Annotated in this window: 17 protein-coding genes; 6 read left to right on the top strand and 11 right to left on the bottom strand. The window is 68.4% G+C overall.

The annotated features are described in order from the left end of the window. Positions 1 to 86: 86 nt before the first annotated feature. Together ACGFH6_RS18440 and ACGFH6_RS18445 are read right to left on the bottom strand one after the other, a co-directional pair. The gene (locus tag ACGFH6_RS18440; RefSeq protein ID WP_393385097.1) at positions 87 to 1,322 is read right to left on the bottom strand and encodes an alpha-amylase family protein; all 1,236 of its coding nucleotides are present in this window, start codon (positions 1,320 to 1,322) and stop codon (positions 87 to 89) included. Further along, a complete protein-coding gene (locus ACGFH6_RS18445) occupies positions 1,322 to 1,981 on the bottom strand; it encodes a TrmH family RNA methyltransferase (RefSeq protein WP_393386714.1) in 660 nt (219 codons plus the stop codon). Before ACGFH6_RS18445 ends, ACGFH6_RS18440 begins: the two co-directional genes overlap by 1 nt. Before the next feature lie 33 nt (positions 1,982 to 2,014). On the opposite strand from ACGFH6_RS18445, the gene ACGFH6_RS18450 reads away from it, so the two are divergent. After that, a complete protein-coding gene (locus ACGFH6_RS18450; protein WP_393385099.1) occupies positions 2,015 to 2,707 on the top strand; it encodes a DedA family protein in 693 nt (230 codons plus the stop codon). On the opposite strand, the gene ACGFH6_RS18455 is transcribed toward ACGFH6_RS18450, so the two are convergent. From ACGFH6_RS18455 to ACGFH6_RS18485, 7 genes are all read right to left on the bottom strand, one after another. Beyond that, positions 2,697 to 3,548, bottom strand: a complete 852-nt coding sequence (locus ACGFH6_RS18455) for a hypothetical protein (RefSeq protein ID WP_393385101.1) — start codon at positions 3,546 to 3,548, stop codon at positions 2,697 to 2,699. The genes ACGFH6_RS18450 and ACGFH6_RS18455 overlap by 11 nt on opposite strands. An 86-nt stretch (positions 3,549 to 3,634) precedes the next feature. Then, the gene (locus ACGFH6_RS18460) at positions 3,635 to 4,054 is read right to left on the bottom strand and encodes a hypothetical protein (protein WP_393385103.1); all 420 of its coding nucleotides are present in this window, start codon (positions 4,052 to 4,054) and stop codon (positions 3,635 to 3,637) included. Between the two features lie 79 nt (positions 4,055 to 4,133). Continuing rightward, positions 4,134 to 7,109 (bottom strand): BTAD domain-containing putative transcriptional regulator, encoded by a 2,976-nt coding sequence (locus ACGFH6_RS18465; protein ID WP_393385105.1) that lies wholly within the window; start codon positions 7,107 to 7,109, stop codon positions 4,134 to 4,136. 216 nt (positions 7,110 to 7,325) lie between these two features. Beyond that, positions 7,326 to 8,141 (bottom strand): LemA family protein, encoded by an 816-nt coding sequence (locus ACGFH6_RS18470; RefSeq protein WP_393385107.1) that lies wholly within the window; start codon positions 8,139 to 8,141, stop codon positions 7,326 to 7,328. A 64-nt stretch (positions 8,142 to 8,205) separates the two neighbouring features. After that, the gene (locus ACGFH6_RS18475; protein WP_393385109.1) at positions 8,206 to 8,922 is read right to left on the bottom strand and encodes a DUF3137 domain-containing protein; all 717 of its coding nucleotides are present in this window, start codon (positions 8,920 to 8,922) and stop codon (positions 8,206 to 8,208) included. Beyond that, a complete protein-coding gene (gene pyrE, locus ACGFH6_RS18480) occupies positions 8,922 to 9,467 on the bottom strand; it encodes an orotate phosphoribosyltransferase (protein ID WP_393385111.1) in 546 nt (181 codons plus the stop codon). Before pyrE ends, ACGFH6_RS18475 begins: the two co-directional genes overlap by 1 nt. A gap of 28 nt (positions 9,468 to 9,495) precedes the next feature. Beyond that, entirely contained in the window at positions 9,496 to 10,116 is a 621-nt protein-coding gene (locus ACGFH6_RS18485) for a class E sortase (protein ID WP_393385113.1), read from the bottom strand. A gap of 107 nt (positions 10,117 to 10,223) precedes the next feature. Here ACGFH6_RS18485 and tdh point away from each other — a divergent pair, with 107 nt between their 5' ends. The 3 genes from tdh (at position 10,224) to ACGFH6_RS18500 (ending at position 13,395) form a co-directional block, all read left to right on the top strand. Beyond that, positions 10,224 to 11,273, top strand: a complete 1,050-nt coding sequence (gene tdh, locus ACGFH6_RS18490; protein WP_393385115.1) for an L-threonine 3-dehydrogenase — start codon at positions 10,224 to 10,226, stop codon at positions 11,271 to 11,273. Next, a complete protein-coding gene (locus tag ACGFH6_RS18495) occupies positions 11,273 to 12,454 on the top strand; it encodes a glycine C-acetyltransferase (protein WP_393385117.1) in 1,182 nt (393 codons plus the stop codon). Before tdh ends, ACGFH6_RS18495 begins: the two co-directional genes overlap by 1 nt. Positions 12,455 to 12,561: 107 nt before the next feature. Further along, a complete protein-coding gene (locus ACGFH6_RS18500) occupies positions 12,562 to 13,395 on the top strand; it encodes an SAM-dependent methyltransferase (protein ID WP_393385119.1) in 834 nt (277 codons plus the stop codon). A gap of 2 nt (positions 13,396 to 13,397) precedes the next feature. Here ACGFH6_RS18500 and ACGFH6_RS18505 read toward each other — a convergent pair whose 3' ends face one another. Continuing rightward, positions 13,398 to 14,399, bottom strand: a complete 1,002-nt coding sequence (locus ACGFH6_RS18505) for a hypothetical protein (protein ID WP_393385121.1) — start codon at positions 14,397 to 14,399, stop codon at positions 13,398 to 13,400. 45 nt (positions 14,400 to 14,444) lie between these two features. Between ACGFH6_RS18505 and ACGFH6_RS18510 the strand changes: the two genes are divergently transcribed. Continuing rightward, on the top strand, positions 14,445 to 15,524 hold the full coding sequence (locus tag ACGFH6_RS18510; RefSeq protein WP_393385123.1) for a winged helix DNA-binding domain-containing protein: 1,080 nt from the start codon (positions 14,445 to 14,447) through the stop codon (positions 15,522 to 15,524). Positions 15,525 to 15,583: 59 nt separating this feature from the next. Further along, positions 15,584 to 16,408 (top strand): aldo/keto reductase, encoded by an 825-nt coding sequence (locus ACGFH6_RS18515; protein WP_393385125.1) that lies wholly within the window; start codon positions 15,584 to 15,586, stop codon positions 16,406 to 16,408. Between the two features lie 8 nt (positions 16,409 to 16,416). On the opposite strand, the gene ACGFH6_RS18520 is transcribed toward ACGFH6_RS18515, so the two are convergent. After that, complete coding sequence (locus ACGFH6_RS18520) at positions 16,417 to 17,352, bottom strand: LysR family transcriptional regulator (protein ID WP_393385126.1); 936 nt, start codon at positions 17,350 to 17,352, stop codon at positions 16,417 to 16,419. Positions 17,353 to 17,388 lie beyond the last annotated feature (36 nt).

Here is a 17,388-nt window from a genome sequence, read left to right on the forward strand (position 1 = left end):
TCCCGTCACAAACCCAGTACGACACCGACGATGCGTGCCGCCCCGCCCGAGTTGGGGCTGACTTTGGTCGAGAAGCCTCACTTCTGTCACTGAGACAACGCGGCACCCTCGCCGGGGGTTACGCGTTCCGTCAACAATCTCCAGCTGTGCGCCGGCACAGTACGCGGATCACCGGCCTCCACCGGAAAGTCGTAGGCCTCGTCCGAGACGTTCAGCAGAAGCAGCACCGAGTCGTCGCCACTGGCAGACCGCAGAGCGATCGCCCGGTTCGTCAGATGCTCGACCTTCGTCCGGCTCCGCGTCAGCCACGCGTGCTGCCTCCGTACGCCGATCAGCCATTGATGCAGCTCGTACGTCGACCCGCCGGACGGATCCAACCCGCCGGGCGTCGCGGGGAACTCCGGCCGGATCGCGTCGTCGCCTCCCTCGCGATCCTCCTTGAGCCCGCGGAAGGCCTGCTCGTCGCCGTAGTACACGCTCGGCACGCCGGCGACGGTGAACAGGATCGCCAGCGCGTGACCGAGGTGCCGCTCGTCGTCCAGCCGGGTCGCGAGCCGGGTCACGTCATGATTGCCGACGAACGTCTGCGGCACGAACGTGTCCAGCAGCGCATCGTGCCGTTCGAGGGCGTAGGCGAGCTCGAAGAAGTTGCCGTCGTTCAGCGAGCTCCAGATCGCCTTCCACAGCTCGTACTGTGTCACCGAGTCCAGCCCGCTCTCCGTGACGTACCCGGCGTAGTCGCCGTGGATCACCTCACCGAAGAACCACGCCTGCGGGAATCGGTCCCGCGGTAGGGCCGCCTGCCAGAACCCGGGCGGTACGGCGTACGCCGCATCCAGCCGCCAGCCGTCGACACCTCGCTCGAGCCAGTGCCCGAGCACCTCGGAGACGTACTGCGCCACCTCGGGCCGGCTGTGATCCAGCGCGACCAGGTGGTCGTGGCCCTCGAAACTGTCGAGCGATCCGTCCAGGCGACGCCGGAACCACTCGTCCGGTCCGTTGAAGGACCGCGCGACGTGGTTGAACACCCCGTCCAGCGCGATCCGCAGACCCCGTTCGTGGGCGGCCGCGACCAGGCGGTCGAAGTCCGCGTCGTCACCCAGCCGGGGATCGATCCGGAAGTGGTCGATGGTGTCGTAGCCGTGCGTCTCCGCGGCGAACACCGGGCCAAGTAGGAGCCCTGAGCAACCAAGTTCGACCGCGTAGTCGAGCCAGTTCTCCAACTGGGGCAGGCGATGCACGACCGACGTACCCGCGGTCTTCTCCGCGCCGGCGAAGCTGAGCGGGTAGACCTGCCACCAGATCACGTGGTCAGCCCACATCAGGTCTCCTGACCGAAGGTGTGGCGACGGACCCACGCGTGCATGGCGATCGCCGCGGCCGCGCTCGCGTTGATCGACCGGGTGGATCCGAACTGCGCGATCGACAGCACGTCGGCGCAGATCGCGTGCGCTTCGGCGGTCAGCCCGGGTCCCTCCTGACCGAACAGCAGCACGCATCCGGCGGGCAGGTCGTACGTCTCCAGCCGGACCGAGCCGGGCAGGTTGTCGATCCCGATCACCGGGAGATCCCGCTCGGCGGCGTACGACGCCAGGTCCTCAAGGCGCGGGTGGTGGCGGACGTGCTGGTAGCGGTCGGTGACCATGGCGCCACGGCGGTTCCACTTCCGGTTGCCGACGATGTGAACCTCGGCCGCCAGGAAAGCGTTCGCCGTCCGGACCACGGAGCCGATGTTCAGGTCGTGCTGCCAGTTCTCGATCGCGACGTGGAACGGGTGCCGCTGCTGGTCCAGGTCTTCGACGATCGCGTCGAGTGTCCAATAGCGGTACTTGTCGACCACATTGCGCCGGTCACCGGACGCGAGCAGCTCCGGGTCCAGCCGCGGATCGTCGGGCCAGTCGCCCTGCCACGGGCCGACTCCGACCTCGTTCGGCCCGACCAGGTCGGCTCCGATCAGGTCTCTCTTCTCCTCGCCACTCAGCTCCTGCACAGCTGGGGACGCTACCCTGTCCGCGTGCTTCCTCTTGTCGCGATGCTGATGCCGAACTGGATGGACCCGGAGTACCTGCTGAACTGGCTGGGTGACTGGGCCCTCTGGGGCACGGCCGCGGTGGTGTTCATCGAGTGCGGATTGCTGTTCCCGATCCTGCCCGGTGACTCACTGCTGTTCGCCGTCGGCCTGTTCATCGCGCACGGCACGATCGACGTACCGCTGTGGCTGGCCTGTGTGATCCTGACTGTCGCGGCATTCCTCGGCAACGTGTCCGGTTACTACATCGGCCGCGTCCTCGGTACGACGTTGTTCAAGAACCCGAACGCGCGGTTCCTGAAACCGAGATACATCGAGCAGACGCACGAGTTCTTCGAGCGGTACGGGCCGCGCGCGCTGGTGCTGGCGCGATTCGTGCCGATCGTGCGGACGTTCATCACGATCGTGGCGGGCGCCGGCAAGATGGACCCGCGCAAGTTCTTCCTCTGGACCGGCATCGGCGCGGTCCTCTGGGCGACCGGCATCACCCTGCTCGGCCACGCGCTCGGCCGGGTCAAGTTCATCCACGACCACCTCGAATCGGCACTGATCCTGCTGGTCCTGATCTCGCTGATCCCGATGGCCGTCGAATACCTCCTGGCCAAGCGCCGCGCCCGCCACACCCAGCCCCCAACACCCCCGAAGCACGCCGCCACCACCAACCACATCAACGACTGACGATCAGCCCGAGGCACATTTCGAGGGGGACGGACAAGGCTCCGCGGCCGAGCGTGCTGAAGGGGTCACCGGCGAGGAGGCGCGCGACATCTCGAGGAGGGATGGGTTCGTGCTGGCCGACGTACTCGAGCTCGGACTCGTGGATGCGTAGGTCGAGGTCGGACATGGCGGCGTTGATTCGGGTGGTGCCGTAGAACTCGGGTTTGCCGCCCTTCTCCAGCCAGCGGGCGAAGCCGAGGACGGTGGTTTCCATGGGGATCTTGCGCATGGCGGGTGTGAGGAGGCCCAGTTCCTCGCGGAGTTCGCGTTCCATGCCGGTGGAGACTGCCTCGGGGAGGCGGGTCTTGCCGATGATGTCCTTCGGCTCCAGGCTTCCGGAGCCGCTGGGGGCGACCAGACCGGGTGAAGATCGGGAGCCCATGCCCTGGTGGAGCAGGAGCATCCAGCCGTCGGAGGTGAGCGCGACTGTCGAGACGCCGATCTGGTTGCTGAGGTCGTTCTTGCTCAGTGGGACCAGCCGGCCGTCTGCGGTGAAGAGGTGGTGCGTGATGTCGGCGCTGACTCCGGCAAGCGTGCCAGTCCGCCACTGCTCTCCGGCGAGGTAGGTGGAGGCCATCGTGTCGAAGTAGTGGACCGGCTGCAGGCGGATCTTGCCGCCGTCGGGATCCAGGTCTTCGCTGAGGCCGGCGTTCAGGCCGTTGAACGACGGCGCGCCCGGGCCTGACCGGTCCAGCGCGAGGACCTCGGGCTTGATCGCGGCCAGGTCTGGCGGCAGGACGTACGGCTGCTCAGCAAGTACGACGGGTCTGTCCAGGCTGCGGTCGACCGACGGGCTGGTCACCACCGTGCCGCGGGCGCACCGCACGACGCTCCAGTCGCCGTCGACGGTGACTGGTCGGTCGATCGGGGTGCTCCTCAGTGGGCGAGTCAGTGGGCGAAGGGGAAGTGCGGGTCTGACCATACCCAGTCGGTGCTCAGGTCGGTGAGCGTCGCGACCTCTACCGAACCGGCGGGCAGCGGACCGACCACTTGGCCGGAGCCGACCGCGCAGGCGACCCGGATCCGGTCAACCGCCTGGTACCAGACCAGCGCCCCCCGTGGCGCCGTCCCTTCGTGCAGAAGGGCATGGTGGTCGAGCCACCGCACCGCGTCGGCCGAATCCTGCCAGCCGCTGTCGTGCGCATAACCGAAGGCCATCCGCTGGAACTTCAGCGTCCAGTCCTGCCACGCCGTCGATCCCACCCGTTCCAGCTGCCAGTTCAGCGCCGACTCGGTGTCCCGCGGGTTCGCCACCCGCGGGACGATCCGGCGCTCCACAGCTGCCTCCCCCCAGGCCATAGGTTCCATCCCCCGACTCCCCCGAACCGCCGGCCTGTGCCGCCGTGTGCAAGCGAGTCTGCCGAAGCCGGATACAGCCGCCGTACATTCAGCCGGCGGCTACTCCGGTGTCGAAGGCGGCCAGTTCGCGGCGGCACTCGGCTGCCTGCTCGTCATTACCGGCCTGTAGCCACACCCGCGCTGCGCGGTCGAGCGTACGCCGGGCCGAGTCGAGATTGCCCGTGGACACATACAGCTGTCCGAGTTGCTGCGCGGCCTGACCCTCGACGCTGCGATCGCCCAGCCGGTGTCCGATATCCATCGCATCCAGCAGCATCTTCCGCGCCGCCGCCACCTCGCCGCGCGCCACCAACGCCTTACCGAGCTCGGCTCTCGTGTACGCAGCACAGTGGTCGTCACCCATGCCGTTGAAGATCTCCAGCGCACGCCTCAACTGACGCACAGCCTGCTCGGACCGCCCTTGGTGCACCCGGAGCGCCGCGATCCGGCGCCGTACCTTCGCCTCACGGTGGCTGTCGACCCGCCGTACTGCGAGCAGGAACGCCTGGGCGAGATAACGACCGGCGGTGTCGGTGTCGCCGCGGCGCAGCCACATGTTCGCGGCCGCGGTCCGCGCCAGTGCCTCGCCGTTCGCGTTGCCTGCCTCGAGGAACGCCTCGATCGCGGCCTCGTACTGCACCAGTGCCTCGTCGCGCCGGCCGCGTTCGCGCAGCCAGGTGCCCATCCCGACCGCGGTGACGCCAGTCCCGAGCCGGTCCCCGATCTCGCCGAACACGCGCGCGGCCTCGTCGAGATGGTGCCAGGCGGTGTCCCAGTCGTCCTGGTACAGCGCGAGCTGGCCGAGGTTGCGGTGCATGATCGCCTCACCGCGGCGATCCCCACAGGAGATCGCACTGAGCAGGCCCTGATGGTGCGATCCGTGCCAGTCGTCGAACCCGGCCCGCATGTCCAGGTACGGCGCCCACGCGCAGGCGATCCGCCAGGCGTAGTCGTGCAGACCGTTCTGCGCCGCCGCACGGATCGACGGCACGAACGTACTGCGCTCACTGTCGAACCACGCGATCGCGTCCGTCTCGGTGAACGGCGCGGGATCGGGAGCGTCCAACGGGCCGTAGTGCTCGAGGACACCGAAGTACTCGAAGTTCAAGGCGGCGTTGGCCCGGCGGATCTTGTTCAGGATCGCGTCGAGCACAGTCTCGACATCCCGGACCGCCCGCGCTTTCTGCTCCTCGTCGCCGACACCGATCGCATGCAGCCGGAGCAGGTCGTGGACCCGGTAACGCGCCGTACCGCGGTGGTCGACCGAGCTGATCCGGACCAGGTTGACCTCGATCAGGCGGTCCAGGCTGCGGCGGACCGAGGCCGGCGAGGCCACCGCCTCCAACGCGCGAGCAGAGAAGACGCCGACGGCGAAGTGACCGATCAGCCGGTACAGCCGGGCCTCTTCCGGACTGAGTGCGTCGTAGCTGAGGTCGGCGCTGGTGCGGACGGCGAGCTCGCCGATGCTCAGCTCGTCCAGGCGCGAGGTCTCGTCGCCCAGCCGCCGGGCGAGCTCACGCACGCTCAGGTCCGGCCGCTGCGCCAGCCGGCTGCCGACGATCCGGATCGCCAGCGGCAGGTTCCCGCAGGCGGTCAGAATCTCCTCGGCGGCAGTCGACGTACGGTCGACCCGGCCGGCACCGGCGACCAGCTCGAGCAGCTCGGCCGCCTCGCCGTCGTCGAAGGTGTCGAGCGGCAGACTGTCCGCGCCGGCCAGATCCATCAGTCGGTTCCGGCTGGTGACGACGACCGCGGACGCACCGGTCCCCGGCATCAGCGGAGTCACCTGGCCGGCCGTCGCGACGTCGTCGAGGATGATCAGCACCCGGCGGCTGGCCAGCTCGGACCGCAGCATCGCCGACCGGCGCTCCGGGTCGGCCGGGATCGCGAAGTCGGGCAGGTTGAGGCTGAGCAGTACGTCGGTGAGTGCTCCGGCCGGATCACGCGGCTGCGTCGCGCCGTGCATGTCCAGATAGATCTGCCCGTCCGGGAACGAATCCCGGACCAGGTGACCCAGCCGGACGGCCAGAGATGTCTTCCCGGTGCCCGGAGCTCCGGAGATGACGGCGATCGGCGGACGCACCGGATCGCGGCCGCAGACCAGGTCGCGCAGCTGCTCCAGGTGCTCCTCCCGGCCGCTGAAGTCTGCCAGGTCGAGCGGCAACTGACTCGGCGGCCGCTGCGGATCGGTCAGCTCGGGCGCCGCCATCGGACCCGGTTGTGCGACCTCGGGTTCCGCCGTACGGACCGAGGGGATGCCTGGGTTCGGCCAGTTGGCGGAGCGGCCGTTCTCGGCGCGGGCGCCGGCGGCTTCGAGCTCAGGGCCTGGCTTGATGTCGAGCTCGTCGGCGAGGGTCTGGACCGCCTTGCCGTACGCCGCCCGCGCTTCGCCGACACGACCTGCGGCCAGGAGCGCGTCGACGAGCCGCCGCCACAGCTGCTCGTCGTACGGGTCCTCGGTGAGTCGCGCGCTGAGCAGGACGGCCGCACCACTCGCGTCGCCGTGCTCCAGCCGCAGGTCGAGCAGGGTGTCCACCAAGCCGCGATGCTGTGCTTCCAGGCGGGCGATCGAGCCCTCCCAGGCGGCGGGAATCGGCAGGCCCTCGAGTGGTCGTCCGCGCCAGAGCGAGTAGGCGCGGGAGAGAACCTGCATGGCATGGCGGCTGTCGCCGGCGTCGCGGAGGTGGCCGCCTTCGGCCAGCAGCGTCTCGAACAGGCTGGCATCGAGCTCGTCGACGCCGACCTCGATGCTGTACCCGGCGGCCGAGGTGTCGATCGGCGCCGGCAACCCGGCCTCCTGCAGGACGCCGCGCAGCGCCCGGACGTACGTCCGGATGTTCGCCACGGCGGACCGCGGCGGGCTGTTCTCCCAGAGCGCGTCGGCGATCAGATCGGTCGAGACGAACCGATTGGGGTGCAGGAGCAACGTTGCCAGCAACTGCCGCGGCTTGGCGGCGCGCAGCGGCTGGCCCTGGACGTGAACAAGGCGCAGGGGTCCGAGGATTGCGTACCTCAGACTGTCCACTGCTGTGCCCTCTCCGTGATGAACCGACCTATGGTTTCATCCCCCGTGCCCGGCGGGAAGGCCGATGTACGCCGGATGTATCTCACTCGGTCACAGTTGACTCAGGTACCGGGGGGAGGCAGGGCTCGGGAGTGGCGACTTGACCGCCGTCGCACCCGGGCCTGGCACTGGTAGGGAGTCCTGGTTCGGGGGTCCTGGACTACGGGGAACCGGTGCCTAGTGGCCACCGGTGAACGGCGGCTGTCCGTCCTGCGGGCTGGGGGAACCCGCAGGCGGGCCGCCCACCGGTGGCTGCGCCTGCGGCTGGCCCTGGTACGGCGGCTGACCCGGCTGCTGGTAGACCGGCATCTGCGGCTGGCCCTGATAGTTGCCCTGTTCACCCGGAATCTCCGGCTGGATCTGGCCCGACGACTGCGGCCCCGCCTGCATCTGCGGCGGCGCCTGCTCACCGGCGACCGAGCCGATGGTGCCGAACGACACCTGCGGCACCGCCCGCACCTGCTCGTCGCGGACCTCGAAGTACCCGGCCTTGTCGAACTTGAAGCCGTTCGCGATCAGGTTCGACGGGAACGCCTCGACCCGGGTGTTGTAGTCGCCGACGTTCGCGTTGAAGAACCGCCGGCCGGCCGCGATCCGGTCCTCGGTGTCGGTCAGCTCGCGCTGCAGGTTCAGGAAGTTCTGGTTCGACTGCAGCTGCGGGTACGCCTCGACCGAGATCATCATCTGACGCAGCGCACCGGACAGCTCGCCCTCCGCGGCGGCCCGCTGCTCCGGCGGCGCGCCCTGCACGTTCACCGCCTGGGTCCGCAGCCGGGCGACCTCCTCGAAGACGTGCCGCTCGTGCGCGGCGTACGCCCGGACGGTCTCGACCAGGTTCGGGATCAGGTCGTACCGGCGGTGCAGTTCGACGTCGATCTGCCGCCAGGACTCCTGGATCAGGTTCCGCTGCTTGACGAAGCGGTTGTACGAGACCATCAGTGCGATTCCCAGAATCACGATGATCGCGACGACCGCGATGATGACGAAGGTCATGCCCTGCTCCCGAGTGTCGGTGATGCTGCGTGCGACTCTACGGGTCCTCGGGGCCGCCGTACTGTCAGTAGCCCTGTGGTGGCTGTACGCGAGGGTCGACGCCGGCATAGTCGCGCCAGACGTACGGCGGGACCTGCTCGAGCACCTGTTGCAGCAGGGTGAGGCGGTTCATCACCTCGGTCGGGTTGTGATCGCCCTTGTCCCAGCCGAGCAGCGAGTTGCCCTCGATCCGCCAGCCGATCTCGCCGCGGGCCAGCAGGAGCTCCATCATCCGCGGCGTCACCACCGCGTGCCCGTACCGCTCGTCGTCCGCCTTCACCCGGAACGCCCGGTTGAACTGCTCGCTCTCGAACTGGAGGTCGCGGAACCCGAGCGCGTTCGCCACCACGCCGCCGAAGATCCCCTCGTGGGTGACCTCCAGGTGCGGCAGCGCGCCCGGCAGCTGCACCACGACCACGCCGAACTTGTGGGTGGTCGTCGTACGACGGCCCTTCGAGTCGGTGGAATGCGTCTGGTAGCTGTAGTCGAAGGCAACCATCTGATGGCCGTTGAACGCACCGGACAGCACGTTCTTGACCCGCCAGTTGTCACCGGTCTGGAACGGCGTACCCGACCACTGCCCGGCCAGCGCGTTGTTGTCGGGCAGGTAGGACCAGCCCTGCTGCGAGGCGAACCCGGCGAACAGCTCGCGCCGCTTCTTCGCGGCCAGGTAGTTGAAGTAGAAGATGCCGCCGGCGACGACCAGTGCGATCAGGACCAGCAGAACCGGGCTGATGTTCATCAGCCGAGGTCCAGATCCTCGAGGCCGAACACCGCCCGGTACGGCAGGCCCTCGGCCTCGACCTTCTCCTGCGCGCCGGTCGATCGGTCGACGATGACCGCGACCGCGACCACCTCGGCCCCGGCCTCGCGCAGCGCCTCGACCGCGGTGAGCACCGAACCGCCGGTGGTGGACGTGTCCTCGACCGCGAGCACCCGGCGGCCCTTCACCTCCGGGCCCTCGATCCGGCGCTGCAGGCCGTGCGTCTTCTCGGCCTTCCGTACGACGAAGGCGTCCAGCATCCGGCCCTGCTGCGCGGCCGCGTGCAGCATCGACATCGCGACCGGGTCGGCGCCGAGGGTCAGTCCGCCGACGGCGTCGTACTCCAGGTCCTTGGTCAGCTCGAGCATCGCCGGGCCGATCAGCGGCGCCGCGGCCGCGTCCAGCGTGATCCGGCGCAGGTCGACGTAGTAGTCGGCTTCCTTCCCCGACGCCAGCGTCACCCGGCCGTGCACGATGGCCTTCGACTTCACCTGCTCCAGCAGTCCGTCCCGGTCGTAGCTCATAGGCGTCGAGCTTAGATGACGAGGCAGTTCAGGATTTCTGGCTCGCCCGGATCAGGTGTCCGAAGGCCACCGAGCGGTCCGGGGAGTGGAAGAGGTCCTGGCAGGTGGTGAGGGTGATGATCGACTTCGTCGCGGGCTCCCGCGGCTTGCCGGGCACCGGTTCGAGTACCCAGGTGTCGGTCGGCTTCACGGTCAGGTCGCGCGGCGAGCCGTCCAGTTCGTACGTATAGACAGTGTCCGTGGTCTCGACGATCACCTGGTCACCCTTGCCCAGGTCGAGCAGTCTCCGGAACGGCGAACCGTGCGTGACCCGGTGGCCGGCGATCGCGAAGTTCCCCGGCCGGCCGGGCAGCTGCGTCTGCGGGTAGTGCCCGATGCCGCTCGCCAGGTCGTCGGTGCCGACACCTTCCACGACAGGCTTCTCCCAGTCGTCGCCGAACTTCGGGATCCGCAGCAACACGATCGGCTCGCCGGTCGTCGGCTCGACCGGCGCAGGCGTCTTCCATTGCGCTCGCAGCGCGTCCTCCGCCTCGCCCATCTTCCGGTTCGACGTGACGCCGGTTCCGAAGTCCTGCCAGCCGACCCACCCGAGCAGCCCGACCCCCGCCACGAGCAGGACGATCCCCAGCCCCCGCACGATCCCCCGCATGGCGACAAGTATGCAGTTGAACTGCACAGGCTGTGTACGACGTGTCGATGGACGCCGGTGGTTGCCCGGGACGACGATGTGGACGATCGTCGTCAGTGGAGGTGCGCGTGAAGGCGCTGGTGAAGGCTGAGGCCCGGCCCGGTCTGTGGTTGCAGGACGTCCCGGAGCCGAAGATCGAGGCCGACGAAGTACTGATCAAGGTGCTCCGCACCGGTCTGTGCGGCACCGACCTGCACATCCAGAGCTGGGACCCGTGGGCACAGAAGAACGTGCCGGTGCCGATGGTGACCGGGCACGAGTTCTGCGGCGAGGTGGTCGAGATCGGCGTCGGTGTCCGCGACGTCGCGGTCGGTGACCTGGTCAGCGGAGAGGGCCACCTGGTCTGCGGCCGCTGCCGCAACTGCCGCGCCGGCCGCCGGCACCTGTGCATCAAGACCCGCGGCCTCGGCGTCCACGTGCCGGGCGCGTTCGCCGAGTACGTCGCCCTGCCCGCGAGCAACGCGTGGGTCCACAAGGACCCGGTCGACCTGGACGTCGCGGCGATCTTCGACCCGTTCGGGAACGCCGTACACACGGCTCTGTCGTTCCCACTGGTCGGCGAGGACGTGCTGATCACCGGCGCCGGGCCGATCGGGGTGATGGCCGCGGCGGTCGCGCTGCACGCCGGTGCGCGCAACGTGGTGATCACCGACCTGTCGGAGTACCGGCTGGATCTGGCCCGCAAGATCGGCGTCACCCGCGCGGTGAACGTGGGCTCGGAGACCATCGCCGACGCGCAGCGGAGCCTGGGCATGCGCGAGGGCTTCGACGTCGGCATGGAGATGTCCGGGAAGCCCGCCGCGTTGCGGGACATGCTGGCGAACATGACGCACGGCGGCCGGATCGCGATGCTCGGGCTGCCGGCGGACGAGATCGCGATCGACTGGAGCACGGTGGTGCTCAACATGCTGACGATCAAGGGCATCTACGGCCGGGAGATGTTCGAGACCTGGTACTCGATGTCGGTGATGCTGGAACGCGGCCTGGACCTGACCCCGGTGATCACCCACCGGTTCGGGTACGCCGACTTCGAGCAGGCCTTCGACGTGGCCCGGCAGGGCCACTGCGGCAAGGTGATCATGGACTGGACCACTGAATCCCTGGAGGAGAAGCACTGATGTTCGGGCGGATGCGGGACGACCTGACGGCGGCCATCGGCGAGATCCGGGATGCCGGGCTGTACAAGTCCGAGCGGGTGATCACCTCACCCCAGCAATCCCTGATCTCGGTTGCCTCGGGCAACGAGGTACTGAACTTCTGCGCGAACAACTACCTCGGCCTGGCCGACCACCCCGAGGTGATCGCGGCGGCCCGCGCGGCGCTCGACCAGTGGGGCTTCGGGATGGCATCGGTACGGTTCATCTGCGGGACGCAGCAGATCCACAAGGACCTGGAAGGTGCCCTGAGCACCTTCCTCGGCACCGAGGACACGATCCTCTACAGCTCCTGCTTCGACGCGAACGGCGGCCTGTTCGAGACTCTGCTCGGCGCCGAGGACGCGGTCATCTCCGACGAGCTCAACCACGCCAGCATCATCGACGGCATCCGGCTGTCCAAGGCCAAGCGCTACCGGTACAAGAACCGCGACATGTCCGACCTGGAGGCCCAGCTCAAGGACGCCGCCGACGCCCGTTACCGGCTGATCGCCACCGACGGCGTGTTCTCCATGGACGGGTACGTCGCTCCCCTCGACGAGATCTGCGACCTGGCCGAGCGGTACGACGCCCTGGTGATGGTCGACGACTCGCACGCGGTCGGCTTCGTCGGATCGGACGGCGCGGGTACGCCGTCCCTGTTCGGGGTGAAGGACCGGGTCGACGTCGTCACCGGCACCCTGGGCAAGGCGCTCGGCGGCGCATCCGGTGGTTACGTGTCCGGCCGGCGCGAGATCGTCGAACTGCTCCGGCAGCGGTCCCGGCCGTACCTGTTCTCCAACTCCCTCGCACCGTCGGTCACGGCGGCCTCGCTGAAGGCCCTCGAACTCATCGGCGGCTCGAGCACTCTGCGCGACAAACTGGCCGCCAACACCAAGCTCTTCCGCACCAGGATGACCGAGGCCGGCTTCGACGTACTCCCGGGCGACCATCCGATCTCGCCGGTGATGATCGGCGACGCCGCGCAGGCCGGCCGCCTCGCCGACAAGCTTCTCGACCTCGGCATCTACGTGATCGGTTTCTCCTACCCCGTAGTACCGCACGGCAAGGCCCGCATCCGCGTCCAGCTGTCCGCCGCGCACTCCACCGAGGACGTCGAACGCGCCATCGCCGCCTTCATCGAAGCCCGCGCCGCGCTGGCCTGAGAACTACCTTCGATTCAGGAAAAGGTTGGCACGCTGCCAGTCACGTACTGTCGCAGATCAGCTACGATCGCTCCGTACTCAACAGCACCGGAGTAGGGAGTTACTCGATGGCCGAGAGCGACGAATCCACCCTGACCGAACGGCTCGGGATGGACCGGCCGCACCCGGCCCGCGTCTACGACTACTTCCTGGGCGGCAAGGACAACTTCGCGGTCGACCGGCAGGCCGCGGAGCATCTGCTGGAGGCGTTCCCCGGGTTCCGTACGGCAGCGATGTCGAACCGGATGTGGATGCACCGCGCGGCCCGCTACGTGGCCGAGCAGGGCGTCACGCAGTTCCTCGACATCGGCACCGGCATCCCGACCAGCCCGAACCTGCACGAGGTCGTGCAGGAGACCGTGCCGTCGGCGCACGTCGTCTACGCGGACAACGACCCGATCGTGCTGTCCCACTCCCGCGCCCTGATGACGAGCCGGCCCGAGGGCAGGACGGCGTACCTCGACGCCGACGTGATCGAACCGCAGTCGATCATGGGCTCGGACGAGGTGAAGGACCTGCTCGACCTGAGCAAGCCGGTCGCGCTGAGCCTGGTCGGCGTCTTCCACTACCTGCCCGACAGGCTCAAGCCGTACGACCTGGTCAAGGAGCTGCTGGAGCCGCTGGCGTCGGGGTCGTACCTGATCTTCTCGCACTGCACTCCGGACTTCGCCCCCGATCTGTGGGAGCAGGCGATCCAGGTCTACAAGGCCGACGGCGGCGACGCCCAGGTCCGCAGCAAGGAGGAGGTCGCCCGCTTCTTCGACGGCCTCGAACTGGTCGAGCCCGGCGTCTCCGCCCCCTTCCGCTGGCACCCCGACGACGAAACCGACGCCCTGGTCGCCAAGGGCGTCTTCACCGACATCTCCTGCAGCCTCTGGGTAGGCGTCGCCCGCAAACCCTGACCTCAGCCGACCAGGTCGGCGAGGTCGAGGCGGTACCAGTCAGGTCCGGCGAACAGGTTCAGCGTCGAGCCGCGTCCGGACACATCGATGGCGGAGATCGGACTGCCGCCAGGCAGTACCACTTGGTGTTCGCGCTCGACCTCGACGGCATCAGCACCGATCCGGCCGATCACGAGCCGATCGGAGTTCTCGCCGTACCCGCCATAGAGCGCGACCCGGTCCTCGTGAACGGCGATGGCAGACGCGCCTTCGACGGTGTTGCGCCACGAGCGCACCTCGTCGCGACGTACCGCGATCAGGGGAAAGCCGGTGTAGTAGCACGCCCACGCGGACTCCCCGGCGACGTTCAGCGCATAGCAGTCACTGATCGGATCAGTGTCGCCCTCGGCGTGATACCGCCAGTCGAGGGTGAGCTCGGGCGTGAACCGGAGCAGGCCGTCGGAACCGATCGGTTCCGTGCCAGGACCGTCTCCCCACCCGAAGTTGCCGTACACCCCTTCGTCGAAGTACCCCACCCAGACGTTGCCTGACGGTGTGGCCTGGACATGTTCGATGCCGTCGCCCAGCAGTCCCTCGGCCACCACCTGTCCGGCGGCGTCGTAGACCACGGCGTTGGGCGGCGTGCCGTCCGTCCCACGGCGTACACGTGGCCCGACCACCAGGAAGGCGCCACCCGGCATTGGCTGCACCACGGGGTACGTGAACCGGAGGCCCGGGATCGACAGCTGCTGCGTCAATCGCGGCGTGTGAACCGACACTCGTACCGTCACGGCTTCGTCCAGCCGGTCTACCGCAAAGCTGGCGCCGCTCGGCGCGACCTCACGATCCTGCAAGACGGCGGCATCCGCGGGTCCGGCCCACAGCGCGACGGCCTCGCCGTCGGGACCGATCGACACGCTCACGAGTTCGTCGCCGGCGTGATCCGTGGACAGCCGGCCCACGTGGGTCACGGTCAGCGGTGTGCGGTTGTTCCGGCCGCGTCGTCTTCTCAGTCGGTTGATCACTGCGCAATTGTCCATGGGGTCCGGCAGGATGCGGGGATGGTGGTGATGAGTGGGCGGGCGGTTGGGCGGGCGACGTTGGCTCGGCAGATGTTGGTGGAGCGGGCGGACGTGTCGGTGGTGGACGCGGTCGGGCGGTTGGTGGGGATGCAGGGGCAGGAGCCGAAGCATCCGTACGTCGGGTTGTGGTCGCGCGTCGGTGGGTTCGAGGAGGGGCAGCTCGACGCGGCTGTGCATGGGCGTGAGGTGGTGCGGGCAACTATGTTCCGCGGGACCTTGCATCTGGTGACCGCGGCGGATTACCTGCGGTTCCGGACTACGGTCGCGCCAGTGCTCGAGGCCGGGCTGCGGGTGCTCGGTGATCGGGGCGAAGGACTCGAGCCGGACAAGGTGGTCGCGACAGCGCGGAAGCTGCTCGCGAAGGAGCCGCTGACGTTCACCGAGGTGCGGGACGCGCTGCAGCAGGAGTTCCCGGCGGTGAACGAACGGGCGCTCGGGTTCTGCACCCGGATGCTGGTCCCGCTGGTGATGTACCCGACCGACGCCCGCTGGAGCTGGCCGGCGAACGCACGCTTCACTCCGGCCGAGGACTGGATCGGCGGGAAGCTCCACGCGAAGGCAGAAGCCCAGGAGCTCGTCACCAGATACCTGCAGGCCTTCGGTCCGGCCACACCCGCCGACTTCCAGACCTGGTCAGGACTGCAGAAGGCGAAGCCAGTCTTCGACGCGCTCGACCTGGAGACGTTCACCGACGAGGCCGGCAAGACGCTGTACGACGTACCGGATGCGCCGCGGCCGGATCCTGACACCGCGGTCCCCGTGCGGTTCCTGCCGGAGTTCGACAATCTGCTGCTGGCGCACGCGAAACGCGAGCGGATCATCGCCGACGAGCACCGGCCGGCCGTGTTCACCAAGAACCTGCGGATCAAGTCGACGTACACGGTCGACGGCCTGGTCGCCGGGCTGTGGAACGCCGAGAAGAAGCGTGGTGTGGCCACTCTCACGCTGACGCCGTTCGGCCGCACGCTGAAGAAGACGCTGACCGAGCTGGAGCGGGAAGGGACCGCGCTGCTGCGGTTCCTGGAGCCGGACGCGAAGACGTATGCCGTGGTTACGGCGGGTGAATGAGGTTGTTGTCACACGTCGGATGACTGGGCCAGAACCAGTGGACCCGGTGGAATAGACAAATGAGCACAGTCCCCACCATCACTCTGGACAACGGCGTCGAGATCCCGCAGCTGGGCCTGGGGGTCTGGCAGGTCGAGGACGAGATCGTCACCGACGTCGTCACGACCGCGTTCGAGGCCGGCTACCGGCACATCGACACCGCGGCCGCCTACGGCAACGAGGCCGGCGTCGGGCGAGCGATCGCCGCGTCGGACCTGCCGCGCGACGAACTGTTCATCACCACCAAATTGTGGAACAACGACCAGGGCTACGACACCACCCTGAAGGCGTTCGACAAGAGCATCGACCTGCTCGGCCTCGAGTACGTCGACCTGTACCTGATCCACTGGCAGTCGCTGAAGCGGGACAAGTACGTCGACACCTGGAAGGCGTTCGAGCAGCTGTACGCCGACAAGCGGGTCCGCGCGATCGGCGTCTCGAACTTCCACGAGCCGGCGCTGCGGCGGCTGTTCGACGAGACCAGGATCCGGCCCGCGGTGAACCAGATCGAGCTGCACCCGGCACTGCCGCAGGACGAACTGCGCGCGTTCAACGCCGAGAACGACATCGTCACCCAGGCGTGGAGTCCGCTGGCGCAGGGCGAACTGCTCTCGCAGTCGGCGCTGCGGACGCTGGCGGACAAGCACGGCAAGACGCCCGCGCAGGTGGTCATCCGCTGGCACCTGCAGCTCGGCAACGTGGTGATCCCGAAGTCGAAGACGCCGAGCCGGATCCAGGAGAACTTCCAGGTGTTCGACTTCCAGCTGGACAACGACGACATGGCCACGATCGCCGACCTCGAGACCGGCGTCCGCACCGGCGGCGACCCGGACGTCTTCGGCTGAGCCTGCTCTCAGAGCACTTCCAGGAACCGGGCCAGCACCGGTGATCGGTTGTCCGGCGACCAGACTACGGAGAGTTGCCAGGGTGGTAGGTCGTCGGACAACTCGCGGTACACGACCGCGTCCGGGTTCGAGGGCGGCGTCGGGCTGATCAGCAACGACACCCCGAGCCCGGCGGCCACGAGCGAGACGATCGTCTGCACATCTACCGCCTCCTGCTCGACCCGGGGCGTGAACCCGGCCGCCCGGCAGAAGCTGACGATCGTGTCGTGCACCGCTGGTCCACTGGCCCGCGAGTAGAACACGAACTGTTCCCCGGCGAGCTCCTCGAGGCGCAAACGCTTGCGCTTGGCCAGCCGATGCCGCGCCGGCAGCACCGCGACCAGCGGATCCGACGACACCACCCGCGACGACAGCCCAGGAGCCAGCTGTACGACGGCCGTCCCGCCAGCTTGCTCACCTGACGTTCGGTGCGACGTACCTGCCCCAGCCGCCGGTGTGTTCGGACGCAGCAGGCCGACGTCGATCCGGCCGTCCCGCAGCGCCTCGGTCTGGCGCAAGGTCGTCAGCGACTCCAGGTCGAGCACAACCTCGGGGTACGCGGCGCGGAAGGCGCCCAGGATCCGCGGCAGTACCTCGAACGTCGCCGACTGCACGAATCGGAAGCGCAGCGTCCCGAGCTCTCCGCGTTGCGTCCGTTGCGCTGCCCGCACCGCCTCGTCGGCGCGCCGCAGCAGATCCTTCGCCTCGGCCAGGAACGTCTCCCCCGCCGCTGTCATCACGAAGCGCCGCCGGACCCGGGCGAACAACTCGACGCCCAGATCGTGCTCGAGCGCGGCGATCTGCCGGCTGAGCGACGGCTGGGTGAGGTGAAGCCGGGTCGCCGCCCGGCCCACGTTCATCTCCTCGGCGACGACCACGAACGACCTCAGTTGGCGTAGCTCCATGAAGAGATCATGCACCAAACACATCAACTCTGCGAA

The sequence above is a fragment of the Kribbella sp. NPDC049227 genome (genome assembly GCF_043197265.1).
Classification (GTDB): domain Bacteria; phylum Actinomycetota; class Actinomycetes; order Propionibacteriales; family Kribbellaceae; genus Kribbella.